This is a genomic window from Stenotrophomonas sp. X (genome assembly GCF_055721025.1).
In genome coordinates, this window is the sequence record NZ_CM146756.1 from 738774 (window position 1) to 763836 (window position 25063).

The window sequence follows — 25063 nt, forward strand, 5'->3', positions numbered from 1 at the left end:
CCGCTACAGCTCGGCACTGACGGGGCTGGTGAGGAAGCCCCACAACAACCGCGCCATCACGGCGGGCGAACGTGCCTGCTTGCGCGCATAGGCCAGCAGCGCATCCAGCCGCGGGCGGTCGTAGAGATGGCCGGCAAGCAGCACCGCGTGCACGCGGCGGGTACTGGCGGTTTCGTGCAGCGGATTGCCATCGAGCAGCACCAGATCGGCCACCTTGCCGACCTCGACGCTGCCATGCAATGCCTGCAGGTCCAGATGGCGCGCGGCCTGCAGCGTGGCTGCGCGCAGCACGTCGGCCTGGCTCAAGCCGGCCTGCCGCAGCCACTGCAGTTCATCGTGGTAGCGGAAGCCGCCCAGCCCGGTATCGGTGCCGACCAGCACGGTGACGCCCGCACGATGCGCGGTGCCGGTCAGCGCCAGCCCGTGCTCGAAGTAGGCCTTCAGTGCGTCTTCGCCGCGCAGGCCGGGGTAGCGCGCCACGGTGGCCTGCAGGTCATCACGCCATGCCCAGCGCGAGAGCGGATCCAGATAGGCCAGGCGCGGGTCGTCGACGAACGCCGGATCGCGCGCGCGTGCATCCTCTTCGCGGGTGACATGGGTTGGTACGAACGCGGCACCGCTGGCCTGCATCACACCGAACGCCTCGTTGCAGAGCGCGGGCTGGTAGCCGCCGACCATGCGTTCGGCCAGCGCGGTTGGATCCTCGCTGTCGAGCGTGCCACCGCGCCACGCCGCCGCGTTGTCGAAGCAATGGCGCACGAACAGATGGCCGTGCTCGAAGCTGCGCTGGCCCGCGTGCAATGCGGCTTCCAGCGGGACCGCCCTGGGCAGGTGTCCGACCAGGGGCAGATGCAGCTGCCGCGCTTCGCTGGCCAGCCGCTGGTAGGTCTCGGCGCGAAGGCGGTTGTAGACCTTGAACGCATCGACGCCGCGTGCGCGGTACGCGTGTGCACGTGCGGCCGCTGCATCTGGCGTCAGCGCCGGGTCTTCAAAATAGAAGCTGGCGATCTGTACGAAGCGCGGTGCAACCTGCTGCCCGGCAATGGCCTGTGCGGTCCAGCGGCGTTTGTCGGCCACGCAGGCGATCAGCGGATCGGTGGCCTGTGGGCAGTCCATCATGTCGCGGGTACCGGTAATGCCATTGGCCAGCATCAACGGAAACTGCAGTTGCGGTGACAGCTGCAGTGCATGGGTGTGCATGTCCCAGAAACCGGGCAGCAGCCAGCGTCCGCCCGCATCGAGAACCGGCAACGTGGTCTCCGGCGGGTCTTCACCGATGGCGGTGATGGTGCCGTTGCGCACGGTCACCGTGGTGGGTTCGCTGGCCTGGCCGCGGGCGATGTCCACCACGCGTGCGTTGACGATCACGTGACTGTTGCCGGGGTGGGGCAGCGGTGGTGCAGACAGCGGCCAGAGCAGGGCGGCGGTGAACAACAGGGGGGGGACCAGCAGGAGCAAGGCCAGCACGCGCGGCCAGCGGCGACGACGGGCGGAGCGGGGTAGTGCATCCATGAACCGGCAATCCTTGCATGGGGTCGCCTGCAGGGTGCGCCAACACGGTTGCCGATGCCAGTGACCATCGGCATCCCGCCCTCCATGCGGCGTGGGCAGGTACTCTGTGCAGCGGATTCCCTGATCACGCCGCGCCATGTCCATCGTTCTCACCGATTTCGCCCGTCCCCGCCTGTTCCCGCGCGTACCGCGTGGCAACACGATCCAGGACTGCACTGCCGAACAGTTCGAAGCGCACCTCAACGCGCACGCGCCGATGAAAGTACTGGACGGCTATGCGCCGTTCTGCAAACTGTTCGTCTACGAGAACTGGACCAGCACGCGCTGCCTGACCGTGCCGATCACCGAGGCCAACCGCCATCTGCTGCGCAGTGGTTACGAGGCACGCAATCGCGACGAACTGCCGGTGCTGGTGCGCTGGTTCGAGGGCGTGGAGTCGCCGCGTGCGAACTATCTGGTGGTGATCCTGTACAGCGCCGAGCAGCTGGCGAAGGAAGGCTCGCCGATCGAGGCCGACTGGGGCATCGTCGGCTGTATCTATACTGCCGAGCCGGCAGAGGTGCCGATGGCGCCGATCACGATGATGCGCAATGCGCTGGGCGTGGAAGAGGGCGGTTCCGGCGTGCCGTTGGACCGCGAGGCCTACCGGCGTTCTGTCGAGTTCTGGGAGAGCAACGCGAACTGGCGGCCGTGAGCGATATTGGTCATCCACGCATCGCGTGAGTGTACGGACCGCAGTAGAGCCACGCCATGCTTGGCTGCCTGGCCTTCAGGCAGCTTTCCATTCCCACCACGGGTAGTGGTACTCGCGGTCGATGGCCTGCCAATGCTGGGCGCAGTGCATGCAGGCAACGTTGTGGCAATCGCCCCAACCATCCTCGGCCTCCTGCAACGCGAGCAGCTGCATCTGCCCTTGTTCGATCAAGCGGCGCGGATCGAAGAACGGGTAGCCGGGATTGAGCGCGCACAGGCAGCCTGCGTGCGCCTGCCAGTGACGCAGCCGTTTCAGGGCCGCCTCCAGATGCGCCTGGTTGCTGATCAGCATGCCGCCGAGGGTGATGCTGTGGCAGCTACGTTCAATCAGGTCCACATGCGCGGCCAATGCGTCCAGCGACGGTGCACTGAACAGTCGTGCGACGATGCGGGCGGCGTCGGTGATGCGCGTCGCGTCGCGCGACAGCAGGTCCTGCAGCAGCACATCGGCCTGCGCGTCTTCCAGCCTGGGCGGCGGCGCCGCAGACCACGGCCAGCGCATCAGCGTGCCTTGCCGATGGCAGCGTAGTGGCCGGCGGTCAGGCGCAGCAGGTCGGCCGGCGCCAGTTCCACTTCCATGCCACGGCGGCCGGCGCTGACGTGCAGCGTGGGCAACACCTGCGCGCTGGCATCCAGGAACGTGCGCAGGCGCTTCTTCTGCCCCAGCGGGCTGATGCCGCCGACCAGGTAGCCGGTCGCACGCTGCGCGGCGTCGGCGGCGGCCATCTCGCACTTCTTGCAGCCGGCCGCTTCGGCCAGCGCTTTCAGGTCCAGGTGGCCGGCCACCGGCACGATCGCCACCAGCAGTTCATGTGCTTCAGTGCTGGCCAGCAGGGTCTTGAAGACCTGGGCCGGGTCGAGGCCGAGCTTGTCGACGGCTTCGCCGCCATACGATTCGGCGTGGGCGTCGTGCACATAGCTGCGCACGGTGTGGGCGATCTTCTCGCGCTTGAGCAGGTTGATGGCCGGAGTCATGGGCGCATCCTAGCGCGGGACAGGGGCGTTGCCTTGACCGAGACTCGCGCCTCAATGCAGAACGGGCGCCCAAGGGCGCCCGTCCCGGCTGCGATCGGCTGCATCCAGCATCAGCGCGACATCGATTGCTGCGTCTGTATCTGTTCCTGGGTCTGCCGCTGTGACAGCTCGTTGTCCAGCGCCTGGCTCTGCCGCGTGCTGTCCTGCAGGTTCTGGTTCACCGCCTGCGACAGGTCGACGTAGGTGCGGTGCATGGCGGGATCGCCGAGTTGGCCCTGCACCGCGAACACGCCCTGGTTGTCCGGCCGCGCCAGCACGGTATCGACCTGGCTCATGCCGGCCAACTTTGACTCGTAAGCCACCTGGCCTGCGGCGTTCTCGAGCTGGCTGCGGTCATTGAACAGCGGCGACAGGCCGCCCTGGCGACGCTGTTCTTCCAGTGCCTCCAGCTTTTCCACGACCTGCTGGTAGCGGGGGTGGTCGGCGTGGCCCGGGGTGGCCATGGTCGGCTCGGCCGCCGTGCGCTCCTGCTCGGCCGCCTGTGCATGCTGCTGGGTGGCCGCCTCCAGCGCCCCCAGGGTTGCGCCGCCGGCCTTGCCGTCAACGGTGAGCTGGTGGTCACGCTGGAACTGCTTGACCGCTTCCACGGTGCCGGGGCCGAAATCGCCATCGGCCACCAGCGGCTTGCCGTCCTTGCCCAGATAGCCCAGGTCGGACAGCTTCTGCTGCATGGCCTGCACCTCATCGCCCTTGCTGCCGTTGACCAGCACGCCGTTGCCCGCAGGCGTGCCCGGTGACCCGTGCGAGGGAGCATGGGTGGGGGTGATGCCGATCTGGACCATGGCCCGGTCGAAGCGCTCATCGCGGCTGGCTACGGCGGCCTGCGACTGGATGCCGTACTTGGTGGCATCGACGAAGTTCTGCACGTCGCCGCGCGTCGGCGGATTGCCGGCCTGGACGGTGCCGCCCTGCAGCTTTTCCGCATTGCCGGCCAGATAGCTGATGAACTGCGGGCCCATGCTGCCGAACTGGTTGTCATAGTCCGCCATGGCCAGCTGCAACTCCGGGTTGGCGGCGATGGCATCGGCCGCGGCCGGATTGGTTGCACGCACCTTGGCGATGGCCTGATCGACACGCTCGATGGCGCTGTCCAGCTTGGCGTTGGTGAGCTCGTCCATCCTGGCCTGCGGAATGGCCTGCAACTTGGCGTCGAGCGCCGCCAGCTGCTGGGTGCTTAATCCGCCCTGCTGGGACAACAGTGCGATGTCGCCATCGGTGAAGCCGTTGTCGCGCAGGAAGCGCCTGGCCTGCGGATTGCCGCCGACATCGAACTGCACCAGCCCGAACGAATAGGTGCTTGCGCCTTTCTGTGCGTATGAGAAGTGGTCCAGGTGGCGGGTGTTGCCGCCCAGCTCGGTGTTGAGGAACAGCGTGGACAGCTGTTCGCGCGTAAGGGTGGAATCCGTTGCCATGGTCATCGTCCTTCAATGAGGGTAAAGCGCCGGGCCTGCCCGGCGATTGTCAGCCGGCGCAGTGCTGCTGGGTGAAGCCGAGCAGCTGGCGGATGGCCTGGGTGCCGTAAGCAGCCGGCGCCGGTTCGAGGGCGAACTGGCCAACCATCTGGTTGCTGCACAGCTGCACGTTGCGCCTGCCGGTGGAGGTTTCCTGGGTGCAGTTGGCTGCGAGCAGGGCGTTGGGGCCGCCGCCCATGTTCGTGGCGGCCGTGCAGCCCAGCAGGCGGCCTTCCTGGCCGTTCTCACCCAGCAGCGTGTTGAAGTTCGCCAGCTGGCTGTTGGGATCGCGCAGCACCAGCAGGTCCACGCATTGCTGCTGGCCGTCAGGGGCTTCGCATGCATCCTGGTCGACCAGGCCGTCACGCGTAGCGGACAGCACCTTAAGGCGATCGGCGTACACCTGCTGCAGGCACTGCGCATCGGTGCACAGGTCGCGGGTGTGCTCCTGCCAGCGCTGCTGTTCGGCGTGCAGCTTGCTCTGCCCTGCTGCATCGAGTGTGGCCTGTGCGGCAGTGACCGCCTTGCCCACGTCCGCATCCAGGCCGGTCAGGGTCGGGTCCTTGCAGACCAGGGTCTGTGCCGGCGACGCTGCATCGGCGCAGCCAGCGCTCGTGTCGGCGACCGTGGCGGGCGCGTCGGCGGCCTTGCCTGCGGGGCTGGCCTGTCCGCTGGCCGCAGCCGGAGCCGTAGCGCCGGCTTCGCCGGCAGGTGGGGTGCAGGCGGCCAGCAGGGCCACCCAGCACAGGGGCATCAGGGGCTTCATGGCCCGGTTCAGTCGTTCACGGTTGCGCGGCATGTCCTTTCCTTTGGTGTCTGCGTCCCGGCGCATGGCCTGCCGTTGGCAGCCCACGCGGGCGTAAAGCCTAGCAAGCGGCTTCTTAGTGCTCCGTGACAGGGTGCGCGGATCGCTTGCCGGGTGCCGCAACGCAGAACGGGCGCCCGAAGGCGCCCGTCCTGTCTGCATCCGTTGCCGGGGTCAGAGCCCTTTCATGCGGACAGGGATCCGACCCCGCGTACGCCTGTAGTGCCGGCCGCTGGCCGGTACCCCGCAGGCATCAGTAGCGGTAGTGGTCCGGCTTGAACGGGCCTTCCACCGGCACGCCGATGTAGTCGGCCTGGTCCTGGGTCAGGGTGGTCAGCTTCACGCCGATCTTTTCCAGGTGCAGGCGGGCCACTTCTTCGTCCAGCTTCTTCGGCAGCAGGTAGACCTTCTTCTCGTAGCTGTCCTTGTTCGCCCACAGGTCGATCTGTGCCAGGGTCTGGTTGGCGAAGCTGTTGGACATCACGAAGCTCGGGTGGCCGGTGGCGCAGCCCAGGTTCACCAGGCGGCCTTCGGCCAGCAGGAAGATCGCGTTGCCGTTCGGGAAGATGTACTTGTCCACCTGCGGCTTGATGTTGACGTGCTTGATGCCCGGGTAGGACACCAGTGCGTCGACCTGGATCTCGTTGTCGAAGTGGCCGATGTTGCAGACGATGGCCTGGTCCTTCATCGCGCTCAGGTGCTCGATGCGGATGATGTCGCGGTTGCCGGTGGTGGTGACATACAGGTCGGCACGGCCCAGGGTCGACTCGATGGTGTTGACTTCATAGCCTTCCATCGCTGCCTGCAGCGCGCAGATCGGGTCGATCTCGGTGACGATCACGCGCGCGCCGTAGGCACGCAGCGAGGCCGCGCAGCCCTTGCCGACGTCGCCGTAGCCGCAGACCACGGCCACCTTGCCGGCCAGCATCACGTCCATCGCGCGCTTCAGGCCGTCAGCCAGCGACTCGCGGCAGCCGTACAGGTTGTCGAACTTGCTCTTGGTGACCGAGTCGTTGACGTTGATCGCCGGGATCAGCAGGGTGCCAGCCTGGGCCAGCTGGTACAGGCGGTGCACACCGGTGGTGGTCTCTTCGGAGACGCCCTTCCAGTCCTTCACCACGCGGCCCCAGTAACCCGGGCGCTCCTTGGCCACGCGCTTGAGCAGGTTCTTGATGACCTGTTCTTCGTGCGAGGCAGAGGGGGTGTTGACCCAGTCGCTGCCGTTTTCCAGTTCGTAGCCCTTGTGGATCAGCAGGGTCACGTCACCGCCGTCGTCGACCACCAGTTCCGGGCCGGTCAGGGTGCCGTCGGCCAGGGTGAAGGTCAGCGCGTCCAGGGTGCAGTCCCAGTACTCTTCCAGGGTCTCGCCCTTCCAGGCGAACACCGGGGTGCCGGTGGCGGCGATGGCGGCAGCCGCGTGGTCTTGGGTCGAGAAGATGTTGCACGAGGCCCAGCGCACATCGGCGCCGATGTCCTTCAGGGTCTCGATCAGCACCGCGGTCTGGATGGTCATGTGCAGCGAGCCGGTCACGCGCACGCCCTTCAGCGGCAGTTCGGCCTGGTACTTGCGGCGGATCGACATCAGGCCCGGCATTTCGTGCTCGGCGATGTCCAGTTCCTTGCGGCCCCAGTCGGCCAGCGTGATATCGCGGATCTTGTAATCACCTTCGGTGGAGAAGGTCTTGGCAACAGCGTTCATTCGTGTGCTCCGGTTGTGGGCGAGCGGGTGCTCGCATCTGGCCGGGCGCCGTTGTTACAAAGCCACCTTACCGAGCCTGGCCGGGCCTCATTGGATCCGGTCGCAGCGCCCCTCGGCAGGGGAGAACCCCCATTATATCGCGGCCCCGGCATGACATCCGGATGACCCAACCATCGGCAGATGGGGCGGCGTGCACGGCCTGTTAAGGTCGGTGTTTTCACGCATCACACAGGTGGAACGATGAGCATGCACGCGCGCCGCACACGGCGCTGGACCGGCCTGGTCCTGTCGATGGGGCTGCTGGCGGTGGCCCCGCTGGCCTGGGCGGCCGCCTCGCAGCCCGTTGCCGCGCAGGCGCAGGGCGTCAATGGCTACGAACTGCCATCGGCCGCACTGCAGGCGGTGGTCGACGCCCCGCGCGCGCCGTCGCTGTTCCTGTCGCCGCGCCGCGACGTGGCCGCGATGATGCAGATGCCGTCGCTGCCGTCGATCCAGGTGGTGGCGCAACCGGAACTGAAGCTGGCCGGCCTGCGCATCAACCCGCGCACGTTCTCCGACAGCCGCTTCAGCTTCGGCGAGAAGCTGTGGCTGATGAACGTTGCCGACGGCAAGGAGCGGCAGATCAGTGGCCTGCCAGCCACGCTGTCGATCGCCAGTGTGATGTGGTCGCCGGACCAGAAGTGGCTGGCGTTCAACCAGGTCGATGCCGCCAGTGGCGCCAATGAACTGTGGCTGGTGGATGTGGCCGGTGGCAGTGCCCGTCGCCTGGTTGCCGGCCTGAACACGGTGATCGGCAGCGGCTACCAGTGGCTGCCGGACAGCCGCGGGCTGGTGGTGTTCACCCGCCCGGCCAACCTGGGGCCAGCCCCGGCCGCCGACGGCGTCCCGACCGGCCCTGCCGTGCAGCAGACCAGCCAGGGCGGCGGCGTGGTGTCGATCCGCACCTACCAGGACCTGCTGAAGAACGAAGCCGACGCTCGCCAGTTCGATTACTACGCGACTACCCAGCCGATGGAAGTCGGCCTGGATGGCAGTACCCGCGCGATCGGTGCGGCCGGCATCTTCATGGGCTTCTCGGTGTCGCCCGACGGCCGCTTCGTACTGCGGCAGCCGGTGCAGCGTCCGTACTCCTACGTGGTGCCGGTAAGCAGTTTTCCGCGCCGCATTGAAGTGATCGACCGTGCCAGCGGCAAGCTGGTGCATACCGTGGCGGTGCGCCCGCTGGTGGAAGGCCTGCCGACGGGCAACGATGCCGAAGTGACCGGCGTGCGCGACATCAGCTGGCGCGGTGATGCCGATGCCACCCTGGTCTGGGCCGAAGCGCAGGACGGTGGTGATCCGAACCGGGAGGCCAAGGTGCGCGATGCGGTGCTGATGCAGGCCGCGCCGTTCGACAAGCCGCCGGTCACCCTGGCCCAGCTTGGCAGCCGCCTGAGCGGCATCAACTGGGGCCGTGGCGACCTGGCCCTGCTGACCGAGTCGTGGTGGAAGACCCGCAGGACCAAGACTTGGCTGATCGCCCCGGACAACGCCGGTGTCGAGCCGCGCCTGCTGTGGGATCGTGACGCGCAGGACCGTTACGCCGATCCGGGGCGGCCGCTGCTGGCCAGCGATGAACGTGGTCGCTCGCTGCTGCAGACCAGCCCGGATGGCAGCAGCCTGTACCTGGCCGGCGCCGGTGCTTCGCCGGAGGGCGACCGCCCGTTCGTGGACCGCTTCGACATCGCCACGGGCAAGGCGACGCGCCTGTTCCATTCGCAGGCGCCGAGCTATTCGCTGCCGGTGGCATTGCTGGATAACCAGGGCAATTCGCTGCTGCTGAGCCGCGAGAGCCCGGACGAACCGGCCAACTACTACGTGCAGTCGCTGGCCGATGCCGGTGCCGCACCGCGCGCGCTGACCCGTTTCGCCCATCCGCTGCCGCAGCTGAAGGGCGTGCAGAAGGAGCAGATCCGCTACCAGCGCAAGGATGGCGTCGACCTGACCGCGACCCTGCTGCTGCCGCCGGGCTACGACCCCAAGCGCGACGGCCCGCGCCCGCTGCTGATGTGGGCCTACCCGGGTGAGTTCAAGAGCGCGGCGGCGGCCAGCCAGGTGACCGATTCGCCGTATCGCTTCAATGCGGTCAGCTACTGGGGCCCGCAGGCGTTCCTGGCCAAGGGCTATGTGGTGCTGGCCAGCCCGTCGATGCCGATCATTGGCGAGGGCGACAAGGAGCCGAACGACACCTACATCGAACAGCTGGTGGCCAATGCGCAGGCGGCAGTGGATGAAGTGGTGCGGCGTGGTGTGACCGATCGCGAGCACATCGCCATCGGCGGCCATTCCTACGGTGCGTTCATGACCGCCAACCTGCTGGCGCACACCCGTCTGTTCAAGGCCGGCATCGCGCGCAGCGGTGCCTACAACCGCACGCTCACCCCGTTCGGTTTCCAGGCCGAGGAACGCAACTACTGGCAGGCGCAGGACGTCTACCAGAAGATGGCGCCGTTCAATTACGCCGACAGGATCAAGGATCCGATCCTGTTCATCCACGGCGTGGACGACAACAACTCCGGCACCTTCCCGATCCAGAGCGAGCGCATGTTCGCCGCGGTGAAGGGCCTGGGTGGTACCGCGCGGCTGGTGATGCTGCCGAACGAATCGCATGCCTACCGCGCACGCGAATCGATCATGACCATGCTGGCCGAGAGCGAGCGCTGGCTGGAGCAGACCATCGGCCCGGCCGAGCAGGGCAAGGCGAAGAAAAAGCGCTGATACCTGCATGAGGGCGGCCCCTGCAACAGGGGCCGCCTGTGCGGCTGCGCCGCCGCCCGAGCATGGGCTCGGGCGCTACACGGTATAGCGCGTGATGATGTCTGTAGAGCCGAGCCCACGCTCGGCTGCTTCTGCTGCAGATACGTGCAGATACGTGCAGATGAAACCATTTCCGCATCGCAGCATCGTGCGCAATCTGGTTTAGGCTTGGGGTCTGGATCCGTTGACCGAGGCCTGTGCGTCGCCGATGAACGAGTACCGCAGCAGCATCGAGTTTGCTTCTCCCGATCTTCCGCTTCGCGATGACGTGCGCCGGCTCGGCGCACTGGTCGGTGACCTGCTGGTCGAGCAGGTATCAGCGGCTTTCCTCGACGAGGTCGAGGACGTGCGCACCCGCGCCATCGCCCGCCGCGAGAACCAGGCACCACTGTCGGAGCTGGCCGAAGGGCTGGCCGGGCGCACGCCGCAGCAGGCCGAGACCATGGTGCGGGCCTTCAGCACGTACTTCCAGGTGGTCAACATCGCCGAGCGCGTGCATCGCATCCGCCGTCGCCGTGACTATCAGCGCGCCGGTACCGCAGGTGCGCAGCCCGATGGCCTGCAGGACGCGCTGCAGCACCTGAAGGCGCAGGGCGTGGGCCTGGACGAACTGGCGCAGTGGCTGCCGCGCATCGATATCGAACCGGTGTTTACCGCGCACCCGACCGAAGCGGTGCGCCGTGCGCTGCTGGAGAAAGAGCAGCTGATGGTGGCCAGCCTGGTCGACAACCTCGACGGCCAGCGCACGCCGGGGGAAGCGGCCGCCGATGCTGCGCGCTTCCGCATGGCGCTGACCGCGTCGTGGCAGACCACTGATTCCTCGCCGGTGCGGCCCACCGTCGATGACGAGCGCGAGCACGTCGGCTTCTATCTGGTGCAGGTGCTGTACCGCGTGATTCCGGTGCTGTACGAATCTCTGCAGCAGGCGCTGCGCGATACCTATGGTGAAGAGCTGCCACTGCCGCGCCTGCTGCGCTTCGGTACGTGGGTGGGCGGGGACATGGACGGCAACCCGAACGTGGATGCCCACACCATCCGCAGTACGCTGGATGCGCAGCGGCAGGCGGTACTGGCGCGCTACCAGAAGGAACTGCTGCAGCTGGCCAGCCTGCTCAGCCAGTCCACCGAGCGGGTGGGCGTGAGCGATGCGCTGCAGGCGCGCGTGGCGCACTACCAGCAGCTGCTGCCGCAGGTGCAGTCGCGCCCGCGCCATGCCGACATGCCCTACCGCCTGCTCAACGATCGCATGCGCGCGCGCCTGCAGGCCACGCTGGAAGACGGCGAGGGCGCTTACGCCGGCCCGGATGAACTGATCGACGACCTGCAGCTGATCCTCGACAGCCTGCGCGCGAACCGCGGCGAGCATGCCGGTGGCTTCGCCGTACAACGCCTGCTGTGGCGGGTGAAGACGTTCGGCTTCCATCTGGCGCGGTTGGACGTGCGCCAGGAATCGAGCGTGCATGCGCGCGCGCTGGCGGCGGTGCTGGGCGGCGACCCGGCGTGGGAGGGCCTGGATGCATTGGGCCGCGCGCGCCTGCTGGCACCGCATGCCAGCGGTGAGGTGCCGTTGCCGGAAGGCGACGACGAAGGCAACCGGCGGCTCGACGCCGTGTTCGCTGCATTGGCCGATGCCCGTGCGCGGCATGGCGGGGATGCACTGGGCAGCTACATCATCTCGATGGCGCACGACCGCAGCGACGTGCTGGCGGTGCTGGCGCTGGCGCGGCGTGGTGGCCTGGTCGATGCCGATGGCGGCGTGCCGCTCGATATCGCGCCGCTGTTTGAAACTGTGGACGACCTCAAGCGCGGCACCGCCACGCTGCGCGACCTGCTGGAGGATCCGGTGTACCGCGCGCACCTGCGTGCACGCGATGACGTGCAGATGGTGATGCTGGGCTATTCGGACAGCAGCAAGGATGGTGGCATTGCTGCTTCGCGTTGGGGCCTGCAGCGCGCGCAGGTGGAACTGCTGGAGGTGGCGGCCGAGGCCGGCATCCGCCTGACCTTCTTCCATGGCCGGGGCGGCTCGATCAGCCGTGGTGGTGGCAAGACCACCCACGCCGTGGATGCGTCGCCACGCGGCAGCATCGATGGCCGCCTGCGGGTGACCGAGCAGGGCGAGGTGATCCATCGCAAGTACGGCATCCGCGCGCTGGCCCTGCGCTCGCTGGAACAGGCCACCGGTGCAGTGCTGCGCGCCAGCCTGCGCCCGCGTGCCGCCGAGCCGCGCGAGGATGACTGGCGGCCGGTGATGGATGCGGTGGCTGCGGCCAGCAGCGAGGTGTATCGCGCGTTCGTCGGCCAGCCCGGTTTCATGGATTACTTCCGTACCGCCACGCCGATCGACGTGATCGAGCGGATGACGCTGGGTTCGCGGCCGTCGCGCCGGCTCGGCCAGGACGCAGCGCTGGGCAACCTGCGTGCGATTCCCTGGGTGTTCGCCTGGAGCCAAGCGCGTGCGGTGATTCCCGGCTGGTACGGCGTGGGCAGTGGCCTGCAGGCCGCGGTCGATGCCGGCCACGAACAGACCCTGCGCGATATGGCGCGGGACTGGCCGTTCTTCCGTACCTTCCTGGATGACATCGCGATGGTGCTGTCCAAGGGCGATATCACCATCGCCGAGCAGTTCTCGCTGTTGTCGGGTGAACTGCACGGGCGCTTCTTCCCGCAGGTGCAGCGCGAACTGGAGCTCACGCGGCGCTGGCTGCTGGCGTTGATGGACCAGAAGACGCTGCTGGACCACGACGCGCGGCTGGCGCTGTCGATCCGCCTGCGCAATCCCTACGTCGATCCGATCAGCGTGCTGCAGGTGGATCTGCTGCAGCGCTGGCGGGCCAGCGGGCGCGAGGATGACGATCTGCTGCGCGCCCTGGTGGCGTGCGTGAACGGCGTTTCGCAGGGTGTGCAGAACACCGGGTGATGCGTATCCGCCGGGCATGGCCCGGCGCTACCTGCCTCGGTGGGTGCGGGGCGTGCCCCGCACGCCCTCACTCCTCCGGCGACGGCGGATTCGACGCCAGCAGTTCCAGGTGCCGCTGTTCCATTTCCTGGCGCAGCTGGCGGCGGATCTGTGCGGCGGCCTGGCGGCGCTTCTCGTCGGAGGTGGCCGGTTGCAGTGGCGGTACCGGCGTCGGCCGGCCTTCCTCGTCCACCGCCACCATCGTGAAGAAGCAGCTGTTGGCGTGGCGCACGCTGCGCTTGAGGATGTCCTCGGCCACCACCTTGATGCCGATCTCCATCGATGAGGTGCCGGTGTAGTTCACCGAGGCCAGGAAGGTGACCAGCTCGCCCACCGCGATGGGCTGGCGGAACATCACCTGGTCCACCGACAGGGTGACCACGTAGCTGCCGGCGTAGCGGCTGGCACAGGCATAGGCGACCTGGTCGAGCAGCCGCAGGATCGCGCCACCGTGGACCTTGCCGGAGAAATTGGCCATCTCCGGCGACATCAGCACGGTCATGGACAGCTGGTGGGTTTTCAGTTCGGTCGACATGGGGCGATTGTATCGGCGTGGCGTAGCTCTTGTAGAGCCGAGCCCATGCTCGGCTGCTCTTGTCGCAGGAAAAAGAAAGCCGAGCATGGGCTCGGCTCTACAGAAAGCAGAAGGGCCGCGTGAGCGGCCCTTCGTGTTGCTTACTTCAGCTTCGCATCGGCGCGCAGGGCGGCGGCGCGGTCGGTCTTCTCCCAGGAGAAGGCCGTGGCGTTGACGGTCTCGCCTTCGCCGTTGAGGTAGCTGAACTCCTTCGGCTTGCGGCCGAAGTGGCCATAGGCCGCGGTCTGCTGGTACATCGGGTGGATCAGGTCCAGCATCTTGATGATGCCGTACGGGCGCAGGTCGAAGTGCTTGCGGATCAGCTTCTCGATCTTGTCGTCGCTGATCTTGCCGGTGCCGAAGGTGGTGACCGAGATCGAGGTCGGCTCAGCCACGCCGATGGCGTAGGAGACCTGCACTTCGCAACGGTCGGCCAGGCCGGCGGCAACCACGTTCTTGGCGACGTAGCGGGCCGCGTAGGCGGCCGAACGGTCGACCTTGGACGGGTCCTTGCCGGAGAAAGCACCACCACCGTGACGGGCCCAGCCGCCGTAGGTGTCGACGATGATCTTGCGGCCGGTCAGGCCGCAGTCGCCCACCGGGCCGCCGATCTCGAACTTGCCGGTCGGGTTGATGTGGAACTTGGTGCCCTTGTGCAGCCACTTGGCCGGCAGCACCGGCTTGATGATCTCTTCGCGGACGGCCTCGATGAGGTCCTTCTGCTTGATGCCCGGGGCGTGCTGGGTCGACAGGACCACGGCGTCGATGGCCGAGACCACGCCGTTTTCATAGCGCAGGGTGACCTGGCTCTTGGCGTCCGGGCGCAGCCACGACAGCGGCGAGTTCTTCTTCTTGCGGATCTTGGCCTGCTGCTCGACCAGGCGGTGCGACAGGTGGATCGCGGCCGGCATGTAGCTGTCGGTCTCGTTGGTGGCATAGCCGAACATCAGGCCCTGGTCGCCAGCGCCCATTTCTTCCGGCTTCTTGCGGTCCACGCCCTGGGCGATGTGCGGCGACTGCTTGCCGATCAGGTTCAGCACGCCGCAGGTGGCGCCGTCGAAGCCGACGTCGGAGCTGTCGTAACCGATGTCCGTGATGACCTTGCGGGTCAGCGCTTCCAGGTCGATCCAGGCGCTGGTGGTGATTTCACCGGCCACGATGGCAACGCCGGTCTTGACCATGGTCTCGCAGGCCACGCGGGCGCGCTGGTCCTGGGTCAGGATCGCGTCCAGCACCGCATCGGAGATCTGGTCGGCAACCTTGTCCGGATGGCCTTCGGAGACCGACTCGGAGGTGAAGAGATAGCTGGACATCAGGCGTAATATCCCTTGATTCGGATGGAAAGATGGGCGCGCATGATACACGGGGTGCGCCGCCTGTGCATTGTGAACCCGTACCGGTTGCCGGTGGTTAAGCCCGCGTAGGCCCGGCAGGGGCCGTCACGACGGGATTGGGGGCCGGCCTCGAGGCCCAGTGTTCCACCAGCGTGACAACAGACGGGGCTGCCCAACCCCCGACCGCGCAGGCCGCGACCCGGCCGTCAAGAGGGCCGGCCGTCATCGTTCTGCCCCGAAACCGCCATCTGGCTGCCGCCTGCCGGGCGCAGGCTGTCGGCCAATCCGGCCGCCGGGCATCAGTGGATCCGCCATGCAGGAACTCGAACAGCGTCTCCAGCAACGTTTCCCCGATTGGTTCCATGGCCGCCGTGGCCAGCTGGCACGGCCGCTGCTGCGCAGCGTCGGCCGCTGGTCGCGCCTGGACCAGATCGAAGCCTTCCTGCAGCGCAGCTCAGGCCTGCGCGGCTTCGGTTTCGTCGCCGCCGGCCTGGAGTTCATCGGCGGCCAGTACCAGGTAGATCCGGCTGCGCTGGCGAAGATTCCGGCCACCGGCCGCCTGCTGATTGTCGCCAACCACCCTTCCGGGGCGCTTGACGCATTGGCCTTGCTGGACGCAGTCGGCCGTATCCGGCGCGATGTGCGGATCGTGGCCAACGACCTGCTGGGGGCGATCGCTCCGCTGCAGGATCTGCTGTTGCCGGTGCGCATCCTGGGCGGCAAGGCGCAGCGCGGCAGTCTGCATGCGGTGGAGCAGGCGTTGGCCGCCGAGCAGTGCGTGATCGTGTTCCCGGCTGGCGAGGTCTCGCGCCTGTCGCTGCGCGGCATCCGCGATGGCCGCTGGCAGCGGGGATTTGTCCGTTTTGCCCGCGCCGCCGGTGCACCGGTGCTGCCGGTGCGGGTGGAAGCGCGCAACTCGGCACTGTTCTATGGCGCCTCGACCCTGTTCAAGCCGGCCGGTACCGCGCTGCTGGCGCGCGAGATGTTCACCCGTCGTGGCCGCCCGCTGCGGCTGAGCATCGGCGAGCCGATGCGGCTGGGCGATGGCGGTGACCCGGGTGCCCAACTGCTGGCGGTACGCCGCGCACTCTATGCGCTGGGCCGCAATGGCGCGGCCGGCAATGCCGCTGCCTGCGCGGGCCCTGAGCCGCTGGCCGCCCCGGTGCCACCTTCGCAGGTCGCCGCTGGCATTGCTGCCGCCACCCAGCTGGGCCAGACCGCCGACGGCAAGCAGATCCTGCTGGCCACCTGCACTGCCGATTCGCCACTGCTGCTGGAACTGGGCCGCCTGCGCGAACTGACCTTCCGCCAGGTGGGTGAGGGCACCGGCCGCAGCCGTGACCTCGACAACTACGACCTGCAGTACGAGCACATCGTGATCTGGGACGCCGCCGCGCAGCGCATCGCTGGCGCGTACCGGATCATGCGTGGTGCCCACGCGTTGGCCCGGCACGGCCTGTCCGGGCTCTACAGCGCGTCGCTGTTCCGCTATTCCGACGATGCCATCACCCACATCGCCGAGGGCCTGGAACTGGGCCGCAGCTTCGTGGTGCCCGATTACTGGGGCAGCCGCAGCCTGGACTACCTGTGGCAGGGCATCGGTGCCTACCTGCAGTGCCGGCCGGGGATCCGCTACCTGTTCGGCGCGGTGTCGATCAGTGCGGCGCTGCCGCGCGACGCACGCGAGCAGCTGGTGGCGTACTACCAGCGCTATTACAGCGGTAGCGCGGGCCTGGCCGAATCGAACCGCCCCTTCCAGTACTTCGCTGCGCCGCCCAGTTTCGGTGAGCTGGATGCAAGCGCTGCGTTCGACGTGCTGAAGGCCAACCTGAACGCACTCGGCACCGGCGTGCCGACGCTGTACCGCCAGTACACCGATCTGTGCGAACCCGGAGGCGCGCGCTTCCTCGCCTTCGGGGTGGATCCGGACTTCAGCGATTCGATCGACGGCTTGATCGAGGTGGACCTGTGCGCGGTCCGGCCGAACAAGCGCAAACGTTACCTGCGCGACGCGGGGACGCCGGCATGAGCACGCTGGCGAACCTGTCGCCGCGCCGGCGCGCAGTGTTCGTCTCCGACGTGCACCTGGGCTCGCGCCATTGCCATGCCACCGAGCTGGCGCGATTCCTCTCGCAGCTGCGCTGTGAACGGCTGTACCTGGTGGGCGACATCATCGACCTGTGGTGGATGGCGCACCGCCGTGCCACCTGGCGGCAGTCGCACAGCGAGGTCATCCAGGCGCTGCACGCGCTGCGCCGTGCCGGCACCGAGATCATCTACATTCCGGGCAACCACGATGCTTCGCTGCGCCAGGTCTGCGGTCTGATGCTGCCGGCGATGCAGGTGCGCCGCCGCGCCATCCACGTGACCGCCGATGGCCGCCGGCTGCTGGTCGCGCACGGCGACGAGTATGACGGCGTGACCCACTTCGGCGGCCTGCAGGAAAAATTCGGCGACTGGCTGTATTACCGCATCCTCACCGGCAACCAGGCCTTGAATGCAGTGCGGCGGCGGCTGGGCATGCGCTACTGGTCGCTGTCGGAGTTCCTGAAGAAGCGCAGTGGCGCCGCTGAACGCTACATCGAGCGTTTCGTGCAGGCCGGGCTGGACGACGTGCGCCGACGCGGCCTGGACGGCATCGTCTGCGGGCATATCCACCGCGCCGCGCTGGTCGAACGCGATGGCCTGGTCTATGCCAACGATGGTGACTGGGTGGAAAGCCTGACCGCGCTGGTCGAAGACCACGACGGCGCGCTGCGCCTGCTCGACCACAATGGCCAGACCCTGGTGGAACTGCCGGGCGCGCGGGTGTCGCAGGCGGCGTAACCCGCGTCTGTCCTACTGTAGAGCCGAGCCCATGCTCGGCTGACGTGGCGCCGAACGAAGCGCAGCCGAGCATGGGCTCGGCTCTACATACACCGCGCGCAAGCCGCTAGCATCGGCCCATGGATTCATTGACCCAGATCGTGCTCGGTGGCGCAGTCGCTGCTGCCATCGCTCCGCCCGGCCATCGCCGCGCGGCCCTGCTGGCCGGTGCCGCGCTCGGCACCCTGCCGGACCTCGACGCCCTGTGGCTTGGCTTCACTGCGGCCGACCCGGTGGCGAACATGACCGAACACCGCAGCTTCAGCCATTCGCTGCTGGTGCTGCCCTGGGTGGCCGCACTGATCTGGTGGTTGTTCAAGCGCTTCGGCAACGGCCGGGTCGCGCATTCACCGCTGCGCTGGTTCTGGGCGATCCAGCTGGCGCTGGTTACCCATCCCGTGCTGGATGCGTTCACCGTCTACGGTACCCAGTTGTGGTGGCCGCTGCGGCCACACCCAACCATGGGCTCCAGCGTCTTCATCATCGACCCCGGCTACACGGTGTGGCTGCTGCTGGGCTGCGTGCTGGCCTGGTTCGGTCGTGCGCGGCCCTGGGCGGGCAAGGTGCTGGGCGCGGCGTTGCTGCTCAGCAGTGGCTACCTGGGCTGGGGGCTGATCGCCAAGGCGCAGGTCGATCGGGCCGCGCAGCAGAGCCTGGCCGCGATGGGCCTGGGCGATGCGCCGCGCTTCTCGGTGCCGATGCCGTTCAACACCCTGCTGTGGCGGGTGGTGGCGATGACACCCAGCGGCTACGTGGTGGCTGACCGCTCGCTGCTGGCCGACCATGGGCCGATGCACTTCGAGGGCCGTCCGTCCAACGTGCAGGCACTGCGCGAAGCGTCTGCAATTCCCACCGTGCAGCGGCTGCAGTGGTTCAACCGAGGTTTCATGCGTGCGCAGGTCGTGGACGGCCGGCTGGTGCTGAGTGACCTGCGCATGGGGCTGGAGCCGGACTACACCTTCAACTTCGTGGTGGCTGAGCAGGCCGACGGGCAGTGGCGGCCGATAACACCCGAGCAGGTGCGAGTGGATTACAGCAGCCCGGCCGCGCGCGCCGACGCAGGTCGCCGGCTGGCCGCGATGTGGCAGCGGATCTGGCAGGAGCCGGCGGCGGCGCCGGGCGCGGCCGACCACACCGCCGTGCATTGATCAGTGGATCCACGCATGGCGTGGCTCTACGCCCTCAATCGGCAGCAGAACACCGGCTCAATACACCGTGGCGCGGCCCTGCACGAACGAGTAGAAGAACACCGCATTCGGGTCGTTCTGCACCAGGCGGAACTCGCGGCGCATGCCTTCCACGGTGTCCTCGTCCACCGAGCCGGCCTGCAGCAGCTGGTCGGCCGCCGACAGCAGCAGCTGCTCCCAGAACGCGATCATGGTCTTGCGACGCGCCGGTTCGCGGTTGTCCAGGTGGATGGTCTTGATCTCGGTATGCACGTCGCGGAAGCCACCGGCCAGCAGCAGGTTGCCCAGCTTGGCGCCGACGAACGGATCGCCGCCATGGTCGTACTGGAAGTCATTGAAGGCCATCCAGTAACGCCAGATGTGCGGCGAGTACGGGTCGAGCAGGAACGAGGCATTCATCACTTCGGTGATGTAGACCGGCGAACCCGGTGCCAGCACGCGGCGCACTTCGCTCAGCACGCGGGCAGGGGAGGGGACGTGTTCCAGCACCCAGCACAGGAAGGCCGCATCGAAGCTGCGGGCCTCGAACGGCAGTTCGCCGGCATCGGCCTGCTGCAGGGTGTAGCGGTCGCTGCACCACGGGGTGCGCGCCAGGTTCTCGCGCGCGGTGGCCAGCTGGGTCTCGCTCAGGTCCACGCCGGTCACGTGCAGCTCGGGGAAGCGGCGCAGCAGGATCTCGGTCTGCGCACCGACGCCGCTGCCGACTTCCAGCAGGCGCCGTGCACCGCTGTAGTCGATCTGGCCGAAGATGCTCGATTCCAGCAGGCGCGCCTGGGTCATCAGGCGCTGCTGTTCGGTGCCGGAAAACCCGTGCAGGTAGGTCGGAGAGGAGATCGGCGGGGTCATGGAGGCGGGCTCTGGGAGTTCAATTCGGTCGAGCAGGCTCGACGTTGTGACGCGGCAGTGCGGTCAGGCCGCCGAAGGCAGCGCCGGTTCCCCGGCAATCAGGCGGTCGAAGTACTCGGTGGTCAGCGCGATCTGGCTCTGCGGGTCTTCGGCACGGTTGACCACCGCACGGAAAGCGGCATTCTCCGGCCGGTCCCTGGCATACCACCCCAGGTGCTTGCGCGCGATGCGCACGCCCTGCGGTTCGCCGTAGAACGCGTGCAGCGCATGCAGGTGGCCGAGCAGGATGTCGCGCACTTCCGCCAGCGATGGCGGCGGCAGTTCCTCGCCGGTGGCCAGGTAATGCGCCACTTCGCGGAAGATCCACGGCCGGCCCTGTGCGGAACGGCCGATCATCACCGCGTCCACGCCGGTCTGCTGCAGCACGTAGGCGGCCTTCTGCGGCGAATCGATATCGCCGTTGGCGATCACCGGAATGCGCAGCGCGGCCTTGATCTCGGCAATGGTGCTGTATTCGGCCTGGCCGGTGTAATGCTGGTCGCGGGTGCGGCCGTGCACGGCCAGCGCGGCGATGCCGCTGTTTTCGGCAATGCGGGCAATGACCGGGCCATTGCGGTGGTCGCAATCCCAGCCAGTACGGATCTTCAGCGTGACCGGCACGTCCACCGCGTTGACCACGGCTTCGAGGATGCGCGCCACCAGCTGCTCGTCGCGCATCAGCGCCGAGCCGGCCCAGGCGTTGCACACCTTCTTGGCCGGGCAGCCCATGTTGATGTCGATGATCTGCGCGCCGTGGTCGACGTTGTAGCGCGCGGCCTCGGCCAGCTGCTGCGGCTCGGTGCCGGCGATCTGTACGCTGATCGGTGCCGGTTCGCCGTCATGGTCCATGCGGTGGATCGACTTGCGCGTGTTCCAGAAGCGCGGGTCGCTGATGGTCATTTCCGAGGCGGCCAGTCCCGCGCCCAGCCGTTTGCACAGCAGGCGGAAGGGCTTGTCGGTGACGCCGGCCATGGGCGCCAGCACGACGTTGGGGGCAATGGTGTACGGGCCGATCTGCATGCGCCCATTGTAGAGCGCGGGCGCGGCCTGGGCGGTGTCGGCGGGCCCCGGGTTCAGGCCGATCGGCACCGACCTCATGCCGTACCGGCATCAGCAGATGCTTGACGGTTGCTTCCGCCGCCCCCAAGGGCGGGCGATGGTAGGTGGCTAACCCAGGCTCTGCCAGGCCTGGCGGGTACCCAGGGCGAAGGCCAGCCCCAGGCCCAGGCAGGCCAGCGAACTGACCACCCAGAAGCGCCGGCCGTTGTACCCCGGCCGGAACAGCGCCAGGCCGAAGCCCATCGCGGCGCGCAGCAGCAGCAAGGCAGCGATGGCGGGCAGGACCAGGCGGCTGGCCGGCAGCGGCGAATGCCAGCCCGCGGCGGCCAGTGCGTACAGGGTCCAGGCCACCAGCACGGCAGTGATGCCGGCGGTCATCAGCGGTGGCCACCAGTGCCCCGCATGCGCGAGCCGGACCACGCGCTGGCCGGCACCGAAGTACCTGTACCACGCGGCGCCGAAGGCGATGCAGCCGATATGCAGCAGCGCCGCAGCGGCACTGCCTGCGGCCGCGACCAGCAACCAGGGGAATCCGTCCATGTCCTGCCCGTGCAAGGAAGCTGCGCGGATCGTGAGCGAGGGGCAGGATGTGGGCAATGCGACAGGCGGTCGCAGGGGCTGGGCAATGTGCAAAAGAAAGGCCCAGGTGCCTGTGCACCCGGGCCTTGTCATCCACGCGTGGCGTGGAATTACTTGGCTTCGGCGTCGGCCGGGGTGAAGCGCGGCATCGCCGCTGCAGCGCCTTCCTTCTCGGTCGAGCGACCGGCGAACTGATTGGCAAAGCGCACGTGGCGGGCGAACGGGGCGTCGGCCACCTGCGCCAGCGACGCGGCCAGCGCACCGTTGAAGGCATCACCGGCACCGGTGGTGTCGATCGCCTGCACCTGCTCGGCGCCGACGCGGTAGTACGGCTGGGTATCGCCGCGCAGGTTCTCGTCGGCATGCGAGACGAACACGCCCACCGAACCCAGTGTCACCACCACGGTACCGTTGCCGACCAGCTTGCGGCACAGCGCATGCAGGCTGGCGCCATCCAGCGCGGCGACATCGTTGGCATCCACGCGCTCACCGACATGGCGGCCGAGCAGCGCGGCGAACTCGGTCTCGTTCGGGGTGATCACATCGGCCAGCTTGAGCAGGCCGATGGTCGAGGGCGCGTCGGCCGGTGCGGTGTTGAGCACGGTGGTGACACCGGCCTCGCGGGCCGTGGCCAGCGCCGCTTCGATGGTCTGCACCGGCGATTCCAGCTGTACCAGCACCACCTTGGCGCCGGTCAGCAATGCCTGCTGCTGTTGCAGGAAGTCGGTGCTGAGCGCGGCGTTGGCGCCCGGGCCGATCACGATGGTGTTACGGCCGCGCGCGTCCACATAGATGCCCGCAGTGCCGGTCGGCTCGCTGCTGGCTTCGGCAATCAGGCCGAAGCCATCCTGCGCGGCCAGTTCGCGCGCGGTGGCGCCACCGGCGTCATCGCCCAGCGCGCACACGAAGTGCGTGTCGGCGCCGGCGCGGCAGGCCGCGACCGCCTGGTTGAAGCCCTTGCCACCGGGGCCGGTGCTGTAGCGGCCGGCAATGGTCGCACCCGGTGCCGGCAGCGACTCGCACCGCCACACGTGATCGACATTGAAGGAACCGACGACAACGACACTGCTGCTCATAGGAAATCTTTTCTCAACCAGGGGTTCAACTGAAGTGCGTCAGCACGCCGGCGATGGTCGCCGTCATGAAGGTGGCAATGGTACCGCCCAACACCGCGCGCAGGCCGAACTTGGCCAGATCGTGGCGACGTTCCGGCGCCAGGCCGCCGATGCCGCCGATCTGGATCGCGATCGAGCTGAAGTTGGCAAAGCCGCACAGCGCGTAGGTGGCGATCAGGCGACCTTCGTCGGACAGGCTCACGCCCGCCACCTGGCCGTTCACGATCTGCGACAGCTCGGTGTAGGCCACGAACTCGTTGATCACGACCTTCTGGCCGATCAGCGAACCGACGGTGGTGGCATCAGCCCACGGGGTACCGATCACCCAGGCAATCGGGGCCAGCACGTAACCGAAGATGGTCGACAGGTTGGTCGGCTTGCCGATGGCAGCGGCCAGGCCGGTCACATCGCCGATCCAGGTCAGCGGGGCGTTCAGCAGTGCGATCAGGGCGATGAAGGCCAGCAGCATCGCGCCGATGTTCAGCGCCAGCTTCAGGCCGTCACCGGCACCGGCAGCGGCCGCGTCGATGATGTTGCTGGAGGTCTTCTCGACTTCCATCTTCACCGTGCCGCGGGTCAGCGGGGTGCCGGTTTCCGGAATCAGCAGCTTGGCCACGACCAGGGTGGCCGGTGCGGCCATGATGCTCGCCGCCAGCAGGTGCTTGGCGTAGAAGGCCTGCTGCACCGGGTCGCCACCGCCGAGCATGCCCACGTAGGCCGCCAGCACGCCGCCGGCGATGTGGGCCATGCCGCCGATCATCATGGTCAGCAGCTCGGACTGGGTCATCCTGGCGATGTACGGGCGCACGGTCAGCGGCGCCTCGGTCTGGCCGATGAAGACGCTGGCGCAGACGCTGGTGGTTTCCGCGCCGGACACGCGCATCACCTTGGTGATCGACCAGGCCATCACGCGCACGATCGCCTGCATGACGTTGAGGTGGTACATGACCCCCATCAGCGCCGAGAAGAAGATGATGGTCGGCAGCACCTGGAAGGCGAAGATGAAGCCGTAGTTCTTGGTGTCCATCAACGAGCCGAAGATGAAGCCCGAACCCTCGTTGACGAAGCTCAGGACCTTGACGAAGCCCTTGCCCAGCGCATCGAACACGTCGCGCCCGCCCGGCACCAGGATCACCAGCGCCGCGAAGGCGATCTGCAGGGTGATACCGGTGGCAACCAGCTTCCAGTCAACCGCACGCTTGTTGTTGGAAAACAACCAGGTGATGCCGATCAGCACCGCCAACCCGAACAGGCCGAAGCCGATCCTGCCCAAACCTTCGACCATGTGAGTGACTCCCCTGGGGCGTCGCGAAAAACGGGAAGCCTAGTGCAGGGCAGGGGCCGGGGCAAGAAAAAGCAGCGTGCGCGCGCCCATCGGTACCGATCAGGCCAGCAACGGCAAGGGCTTGCGGCCGGCGGCGGCAGGTAGAATGGGGCTCGATCCCGGCCCGGATGCGGGCCCGCAGCAGGAGATTCGCATGCAATACCGCCGCCTGGGCTCCACCGGCCTGCCGATTTCCGCCCTGTCCTTCGGCGCCTGGGTGACCTTCGGTGACCAGATCCCACGCGACGAGGCCCGCAACCTGGTGGCTGCCGCCTGGGACCACGGCGTCAACTTCTTCGACAACGCCGAGGGCTATGCCAACGGCCGCGCCGAACAGGTGATGGGCGATGTGATCGCCGACCTGCGCCTGCCGCGCGACGGCATCTGTGTCTCCAGCAAGGTGTTCTTCGGCAGCGCCAGGGACCCACGGCCGACCCAGCGCGGCCTGTCGCGCAAGCATGTGACCGACGCCTGCCATGCCGCGCTCAAGCGCCTGCGGGTGGACTACCTGGACCTTTATTACTGCCATCGCCCGGATCCGGACGCGCCGATCGCCGAGACCGTGCACGCCATGGATACCCTGGTACGGCAGGGCAAGATCCTTTACTGGGGCACCTCGGAGTGGTCGGCGGCGCAGATCCAGCAGGCGCTGGACATCGCCGAAGCGCGCAACCTGCAGGGCCCGTCGATGGAGCAGCCGCAGTACAACCTGCTGCACCGCGAACGCGTCGAGGTCGAGTATGCGCCGCTGTATGCCGGTGCCGGCCTGGGCACCACCATCTTCTCGCCTCTGGCCTCGGGCCTGCTGACCGGCAAGTACGACCAGGGCATTCCGGCCGATGCGCGGCTGGGCCGCGAGGGCATGGAATGGCTGCAGGCGCTGGTGCTGGGTGACGACTCCGAGGCCCGCCTGGCCCAGGTGCGCCGCTTCAGCGAAGCAGCGCGTGAGCTGGGCCACGCCCCGGCCACGCTGGCGATTGCCTGGTGCCTGCGCAATCCGAACGTCTCCAGCGTGATCCTCGGCGCCAGCCGGGTCAGCCAGCTGCTGCAGAACCTGCAGGCGCTGGAGGTGCTGGAGCAGGTCGATGCGGCTGGCTGGGCGCAGGTCGAGGCCGCCTTCGCCTGACAGCC

At 67.7% G+C, this 25063-nt stretch carries 20 protein-coding genes and 1 riboswitch; of the genes, 7 read left to right on the forward strand and 13 right to left on the reverse strand.

Going from position 1 to position 25063, the window contains the following annotated elements; translation table 11 throughout:
* Positions 1-3: 3 nt before the first annotated feature.
* Positions 4-1512, reverse strand: a complete 1509-nt coding sequence (locus ACZ75I_RS03265; protein WP_180866587.1) for an amidohydrolase family protein — start codon at positions 1510-1512, stop codon at positions 4-6.
* 136 nt (positions 1513-1648) lie between these two features.
* On the opposite strand from ACZ75I_RS03265, the gene ACZ75I_RS03270 reads away from it, so the two are divergent.
* Positions 1649-2206, forward strand: coding sequence for a DUF3228 family protein (locus ACZ75I_RS03270; protein ID WP_005415306.1), 558 nt, complete (start codon positions 1649-1651; stop codon positions 2204-2206).
* Positions 2207-2281: 75 nt separating this feature from the next.
* Here ACZ75I_RS03270 and ACZ75I_RS03275 read toward each other — a convergent pair whose 3' ends face one another.
* The 5 genes from ACZ75I_RS03275 to ahcY form a co-directional block, all read right to left on the reverse strand.
* A complete protein-coding gene (locus ACZ75I_RS03275; RefSeq protein WP_180866578.1) occupies positions 2282-2767 on the reverse strand; it encodes a hypothetical protein in 486 nt (161 codons plus the stop codon).
* Positions 2767-3240 (reverse strand): Cys-tRNA(Pro) deacylase, encoded by a 474-nt coding sequence (ybaK, locus tag ACZ75I_RS03280; protein WP_061478380.1) that lies wholly within the window; start codon positions 3238-3240, stop codon positions 2767-2769. The genes ACZ75I_RS03275 and ybaK overlap by 1 nt, the downstream gene beginning before the upstream one ends.
* A 110-nt stretch (positions 3241-3350) precedes the next feature.
* Positions 3351-4712 carry a peptidoglycan-binding domain-containing protein gene (locus tag ACZ75I_RS03285; RefSeq protein ID WP_258009404.1) on the reverse strand — a complete coding sequence of 454 codons (1362 nt, stop codon included), beginning with the start codon at positions 4710-4712 and terminating at the stop codon, positions 3351-3353.
* Between the two features lie 49 nt (positions 4713-4761).
* On the reverse strand, positions 4762-5550 hold the full coding sequence (locus ACZ75I_RS03290) for a lysozyme inhibitor LprI family protein (RefSeq protein ID WP_472958701.1): 789 nt from the start codon (positions 5548-5550) through the stop codon (positions 4762-4764).
* A 259-nt stretch (positions 5551-5809) separates the two neighbouring features.
* Positions 5810-7255: an adenosylhomocysteinase gene (ahcY, locus tag ACZ75I_RS03295; RefSeq protein ID WP_049414067.1), complete on the reverse strand. Its 1446-nt coding sequence runs from the start codon at positions 7253-7255 to the stop codon at positions 5810-5812.
* Positions 7256-7291: 36 nt separating this feature from the next.
* Positions 7292-7375, reverse strand: a riboswitch (S-adenosyl-L-homocysteine riboswitch).
* 120 nt (positions 7376-7495) lie between these two features.
* On the opposite strand from ahcY, the gene ACZ75I_RS03300 reads away from it, so the two are divergent.
* Positions 7496-10012 (forward strand): S9 family peptidase, encoded by a 2517-nt coding sequence (locus ACZ75I_RS03300; RefSeq protein ID WP_472958702.1) that lies wholly within the window; start codon positions 7496-7498, stop codon positions 10010-10012.
* 247 nt (positions 10013-10259) lie between these two features.
* Complete coding sequence (gene ppc / locus ACZ75I_RS03305) at positions 10260-12971, forward strand: phosphoenolpyruvate carboxylase (RefSeq protein WP_472958703.1); 2712 nt, start codon at positions 10260-10262, stop codon at positions 12969-12971.
* 67 nt (positions 12972-13038) lie between these two features.
* Here ppc and ACZ75I_RS03310 read toward each other — a convergent pair whose 3' ends face one another.
* Together ACZ75I_RS03310 and metK are read right to left on the reverse strand one after the other, a co-directional pair.
* A complete protein-coding gene (locus ACZ75I_RS03310; RefSeq protein ID WP_005415314.1) occupies positions 13039-13545 on the reverse strand; it encodes an acyl-CoA thioesterase in 507 nt (168 codons plus the stop codon).
* 140 nt (positions 13546-13685) lie between these two features.
* Positions 13686-14897 carry a methionine adenosyltransferase gene (gene metK / locus ACZ75I_RS03315; protein WP_005408103.1) on the reverse strand — a complete coding sequence of 404 codons (1212 nt, stop codon included), beginning with the start codon at positions 14895-14897 and terminating at the stop codon, positions 13686-13688.
* A gap of 334 nt (positions 14898-15231) precedes the next feature.
* Here metK and olsF point away from each other — a divergent pair, with 334 nt between their 5' ends.
* From olsF to ACZ75I_RS03330, 3 genes are all read left to right on the forward strand, one after another.
* The gene (gene olsF, locus ACZ75I_RS03320; RefSeq protein WP_472958704.1) at positions 15232-16947 is read left to right on the forward strand and encodes a bifunctional ornithine lipid synthase OlsF; all 1716 of its coding nucleotides are present in this window, start codon (positions 15232-15234) and stop codon (positions 16945-16947) included.
* On the forward strand, positions 16944-17744 hold the full coding sequence (locus tag ACZ75I_RS03325; protein ID WP_180866568.1) for a UDP-2,3-diacylglucosamine diphosphatase: 801 nt from the start codon (positions 16944-16946) through the stop codon (positions 17742-17744). Before olsF ends, ACZ75I_RS03325 begins: the two co-directional genes overlap by 4 nt.
* 119 nt (positions 17745-17863) lie before the next feature.
* The gene (locus ACZ75I_RS03330; RefSeq protein WP_472958705.1) at positions 17864-18931 is read left to right on the forward strand and encodes a metal-dependent hydrolase; all 1068 of its coding nucleotides are present in this window, start codon (positions 17864-17866) and stop codon (positions 18929-18931) included.
* Positions 18932-18988: 57 nt separating this feature from the next.
* Here the strand turns inward: ACZ75I_RS03330 and ACZ75I_RS03335 are convergent, their stop codons facing one another.
* The 5 genes from ACZ75I_RS03335 to ACZ75I_RS03355 all read right to left on the reverse strand — a co-directional run bounded on the left by ACZ75I_RS03335 (position 18989) and on the right by ACZ75I_RS03355 (position 23893).
* Positions 18989-19816, reverse strand: coding sequence for a methyltransferase domain-containing protein (locus tag ACZ75I_RS03335; RefSeq protein WP_061478371.1), 828 nt, complete (start codon positions 19814-19816; stop codon positions 18989-18991).
* 63 nt (positions 19817-19879) lie between these two features.
* Complete coding sequence (gene dusB / locus ACZ75I_RS03340; protein WP_111200860.1) at positions 19880-20875, reverse strand: tRNA dihydrouridine synthase DusB; 996 nt, start codon at positions 20873-20875, stop codon at positions 19880-19882.
* A gap of 147 nt (positions 20876-21022) precedes the next feature.
* Positions 21023-21454 (reverse strand): hypothetical protein, encoded by a 432-nt coding sequence (locus ACZ75I_RS03345; RefSeq protein ID WP_061478370.1) that lies wholly within the window; start codon positions 21452-21454, stop codon positions 21023-21025.
* A 149-nt stretch (positions 21455-21603) separates the two neighbouring features.
* The gene (locus ACZ75I_RS03350; protein ID WP_010481872.1) at positions 21604-22569 is read right to left on the reverse strand and encodes a ribokinase; all 966 of its coding nucleotides are present in this window, start codon (positions 22567-22569) and stop codon (positions 21604-21606) included.
* A 25-nt stretch (positions 22570-22594) separates the two neighbouring features.
* Complete coding sequence (locus ACZ75I_RS03355) at positions 22595-23893, reverse strand: NupC/NupG family nucleoside CNT transporter (RefSeq protein ID WP_072167869.1); 1299 nt, start codon at positions 23891-23893, stop codon at positions 22595-22597.
* 193 nt (positions 23894-24086) lie between these two features.
* Between ACZ75I_RS03355 and ACZ75I_RS03360 the strand changes: the two genes are divergently transcribed.
* A complete protein-coding gene (locus ACZ75I_RS03360) occupies positions 24087-25058 on the forward strand; it encodes an aldo/keto reductase (protein WP_180866559.1) in 972 nt (323 codons plus the stop codon).
* Positions 25059-25063: the final 5 nt, after the last annotated feature.

Coding starts and splice junctions, on each gene's coding strand:
- ACZ75I_RS03345 (WP_061478370.1), bottom strand. CDS start 21,454: ATGGACGGATTCCCCTGGTTGCTGGTCGCGGCCGCAGGCAGTGCCGCT.
- ACZ75I_RS03285 (WP_258009404.1), bottom strand. CDS start 4,712: ATGGCAACGGATTCCACCCTTACGCGCGAACAGCTGTCCACGCTGTTC.
- ybaK (WP_061478380.1), bottom strand. CDS start 3,240: ATGACTCCGGCCATCAACCTGCTCAAGCGCGAGAAGATCGCCCACACC.
- olsF (WP_472958704.1), top strand. CDS start 15,232: ATGCAGGAACTCGAACAGCGTCTCCAGCAACGTTTCCCCGATTGGTTC.
- ACZ75I_RS03360 (WP_180866559.1), top strand. CDS start 24,087: ATGCAATACCGCCGCCTGGGCTCCACCGGCCTGCCGATTTCCGCCCTG.
- dusB (WP_111200860.1), bottom strand. CDS start 20,875: ATGCAGATCGGCCCGTACACCATTGCCCCCAACGTCGTGCTGGCGCCC.
- ACZ75I_RS03310 (WP_005415314.1), bottom strand. CDS start 13,545: ATGTCGACCGAACTGAAAACCCACCAGCTGTCCATGACCGTGCTGATG.
- ACZ75I_RS03330 (WP_472958705.1), top strand. CDS start 17,864: ATGGATTCATTGACCCAGATCGTGCTCGGTGGCGCAGTCGCTGCTGCC.
- ACZ75I_RS03290 (WP_472958701.1), bottom strand. CDS start 5,550: ATGCCGCGCAACCGTGAACGACTGAACCGGGCCATGAAGCCCCTGATG.
- ahcY (WP_049414067.1), bottom strand. CDS start 7,255: ATGAACGCTGTTGCCAAGACCTTCTCCACCGAAGGTGATTACAAGATC.
- ACZ75I_RS03270 (WP_005415306.1), top strand. CDS start 1,649: ATGTCCATCGTTCTCACCGATTTCGCCCGTCCCCGCCTGTTCCCGCGC.
- ACZ75I_RS03335 (WP_061478371.1), bottom strand. CDS start 19,816: ATGACCCCGCCGATCTCCTCTCCGACCTACCTGCACGGGTTTTCCGGC.
- ACZ75I_RS03275 (WP_180866578.1), bottom strand. CDS start 2,767: ATGCGCTGGCCGTGGTCTGCGGCGCCGCCGCCCAGGCTGGAAGACGCG.
- ppc (WP_472958703.1), top strand. CDS start 10,260: ATGAACGAGTACCGCAGCAGCATCGAGTTTGCTTCTCCCGATCTTCCG.
- ACZ75I_RS03325 (WP_180866568.1), top strand. CDS start 16,944: ATGAGCACGCTGGCGAACCTGTCGCCGCGCCGGCGCGCAGTGTTCGTC.
- ACZ75I_RS03265 (WP_180866587.1), bottom strand. CDS start 1,512: ATGGATGCACTACCCCGCTCCGCCCGTCGTCGCCGCTGGCCGCGCGTG.
- ACZ75I_RS03300 (WP_472958702.1), top strand. CDS start 7,496: ATGAGCATGCACGCGCGCCGCACACGGCGCTGGACCGGCCTGGTCCTG.
- ACZ75I_RS03350 (WP_010481872.1), bottom strand. CDS start 22,569: ATGAGCAGCAGTGTCGTTGTCGTCGGTTCCTTCAATGTCGATCACGTG.
- metK (WP_005408103.1), bottom strand. CDS start 14,897: ATGTCCAGCTATCTCTTCACCTCCGAGTCGGTCTCCGAAGGCCATCCG.
- ACZ75I_RS03355 (WP_072167869.1), bottom strand. CDS start 23,893: ATGGTCGAAGGTTTGGGCAGGATCGGCTTCGGCCTGTTCGGGTTGGCG.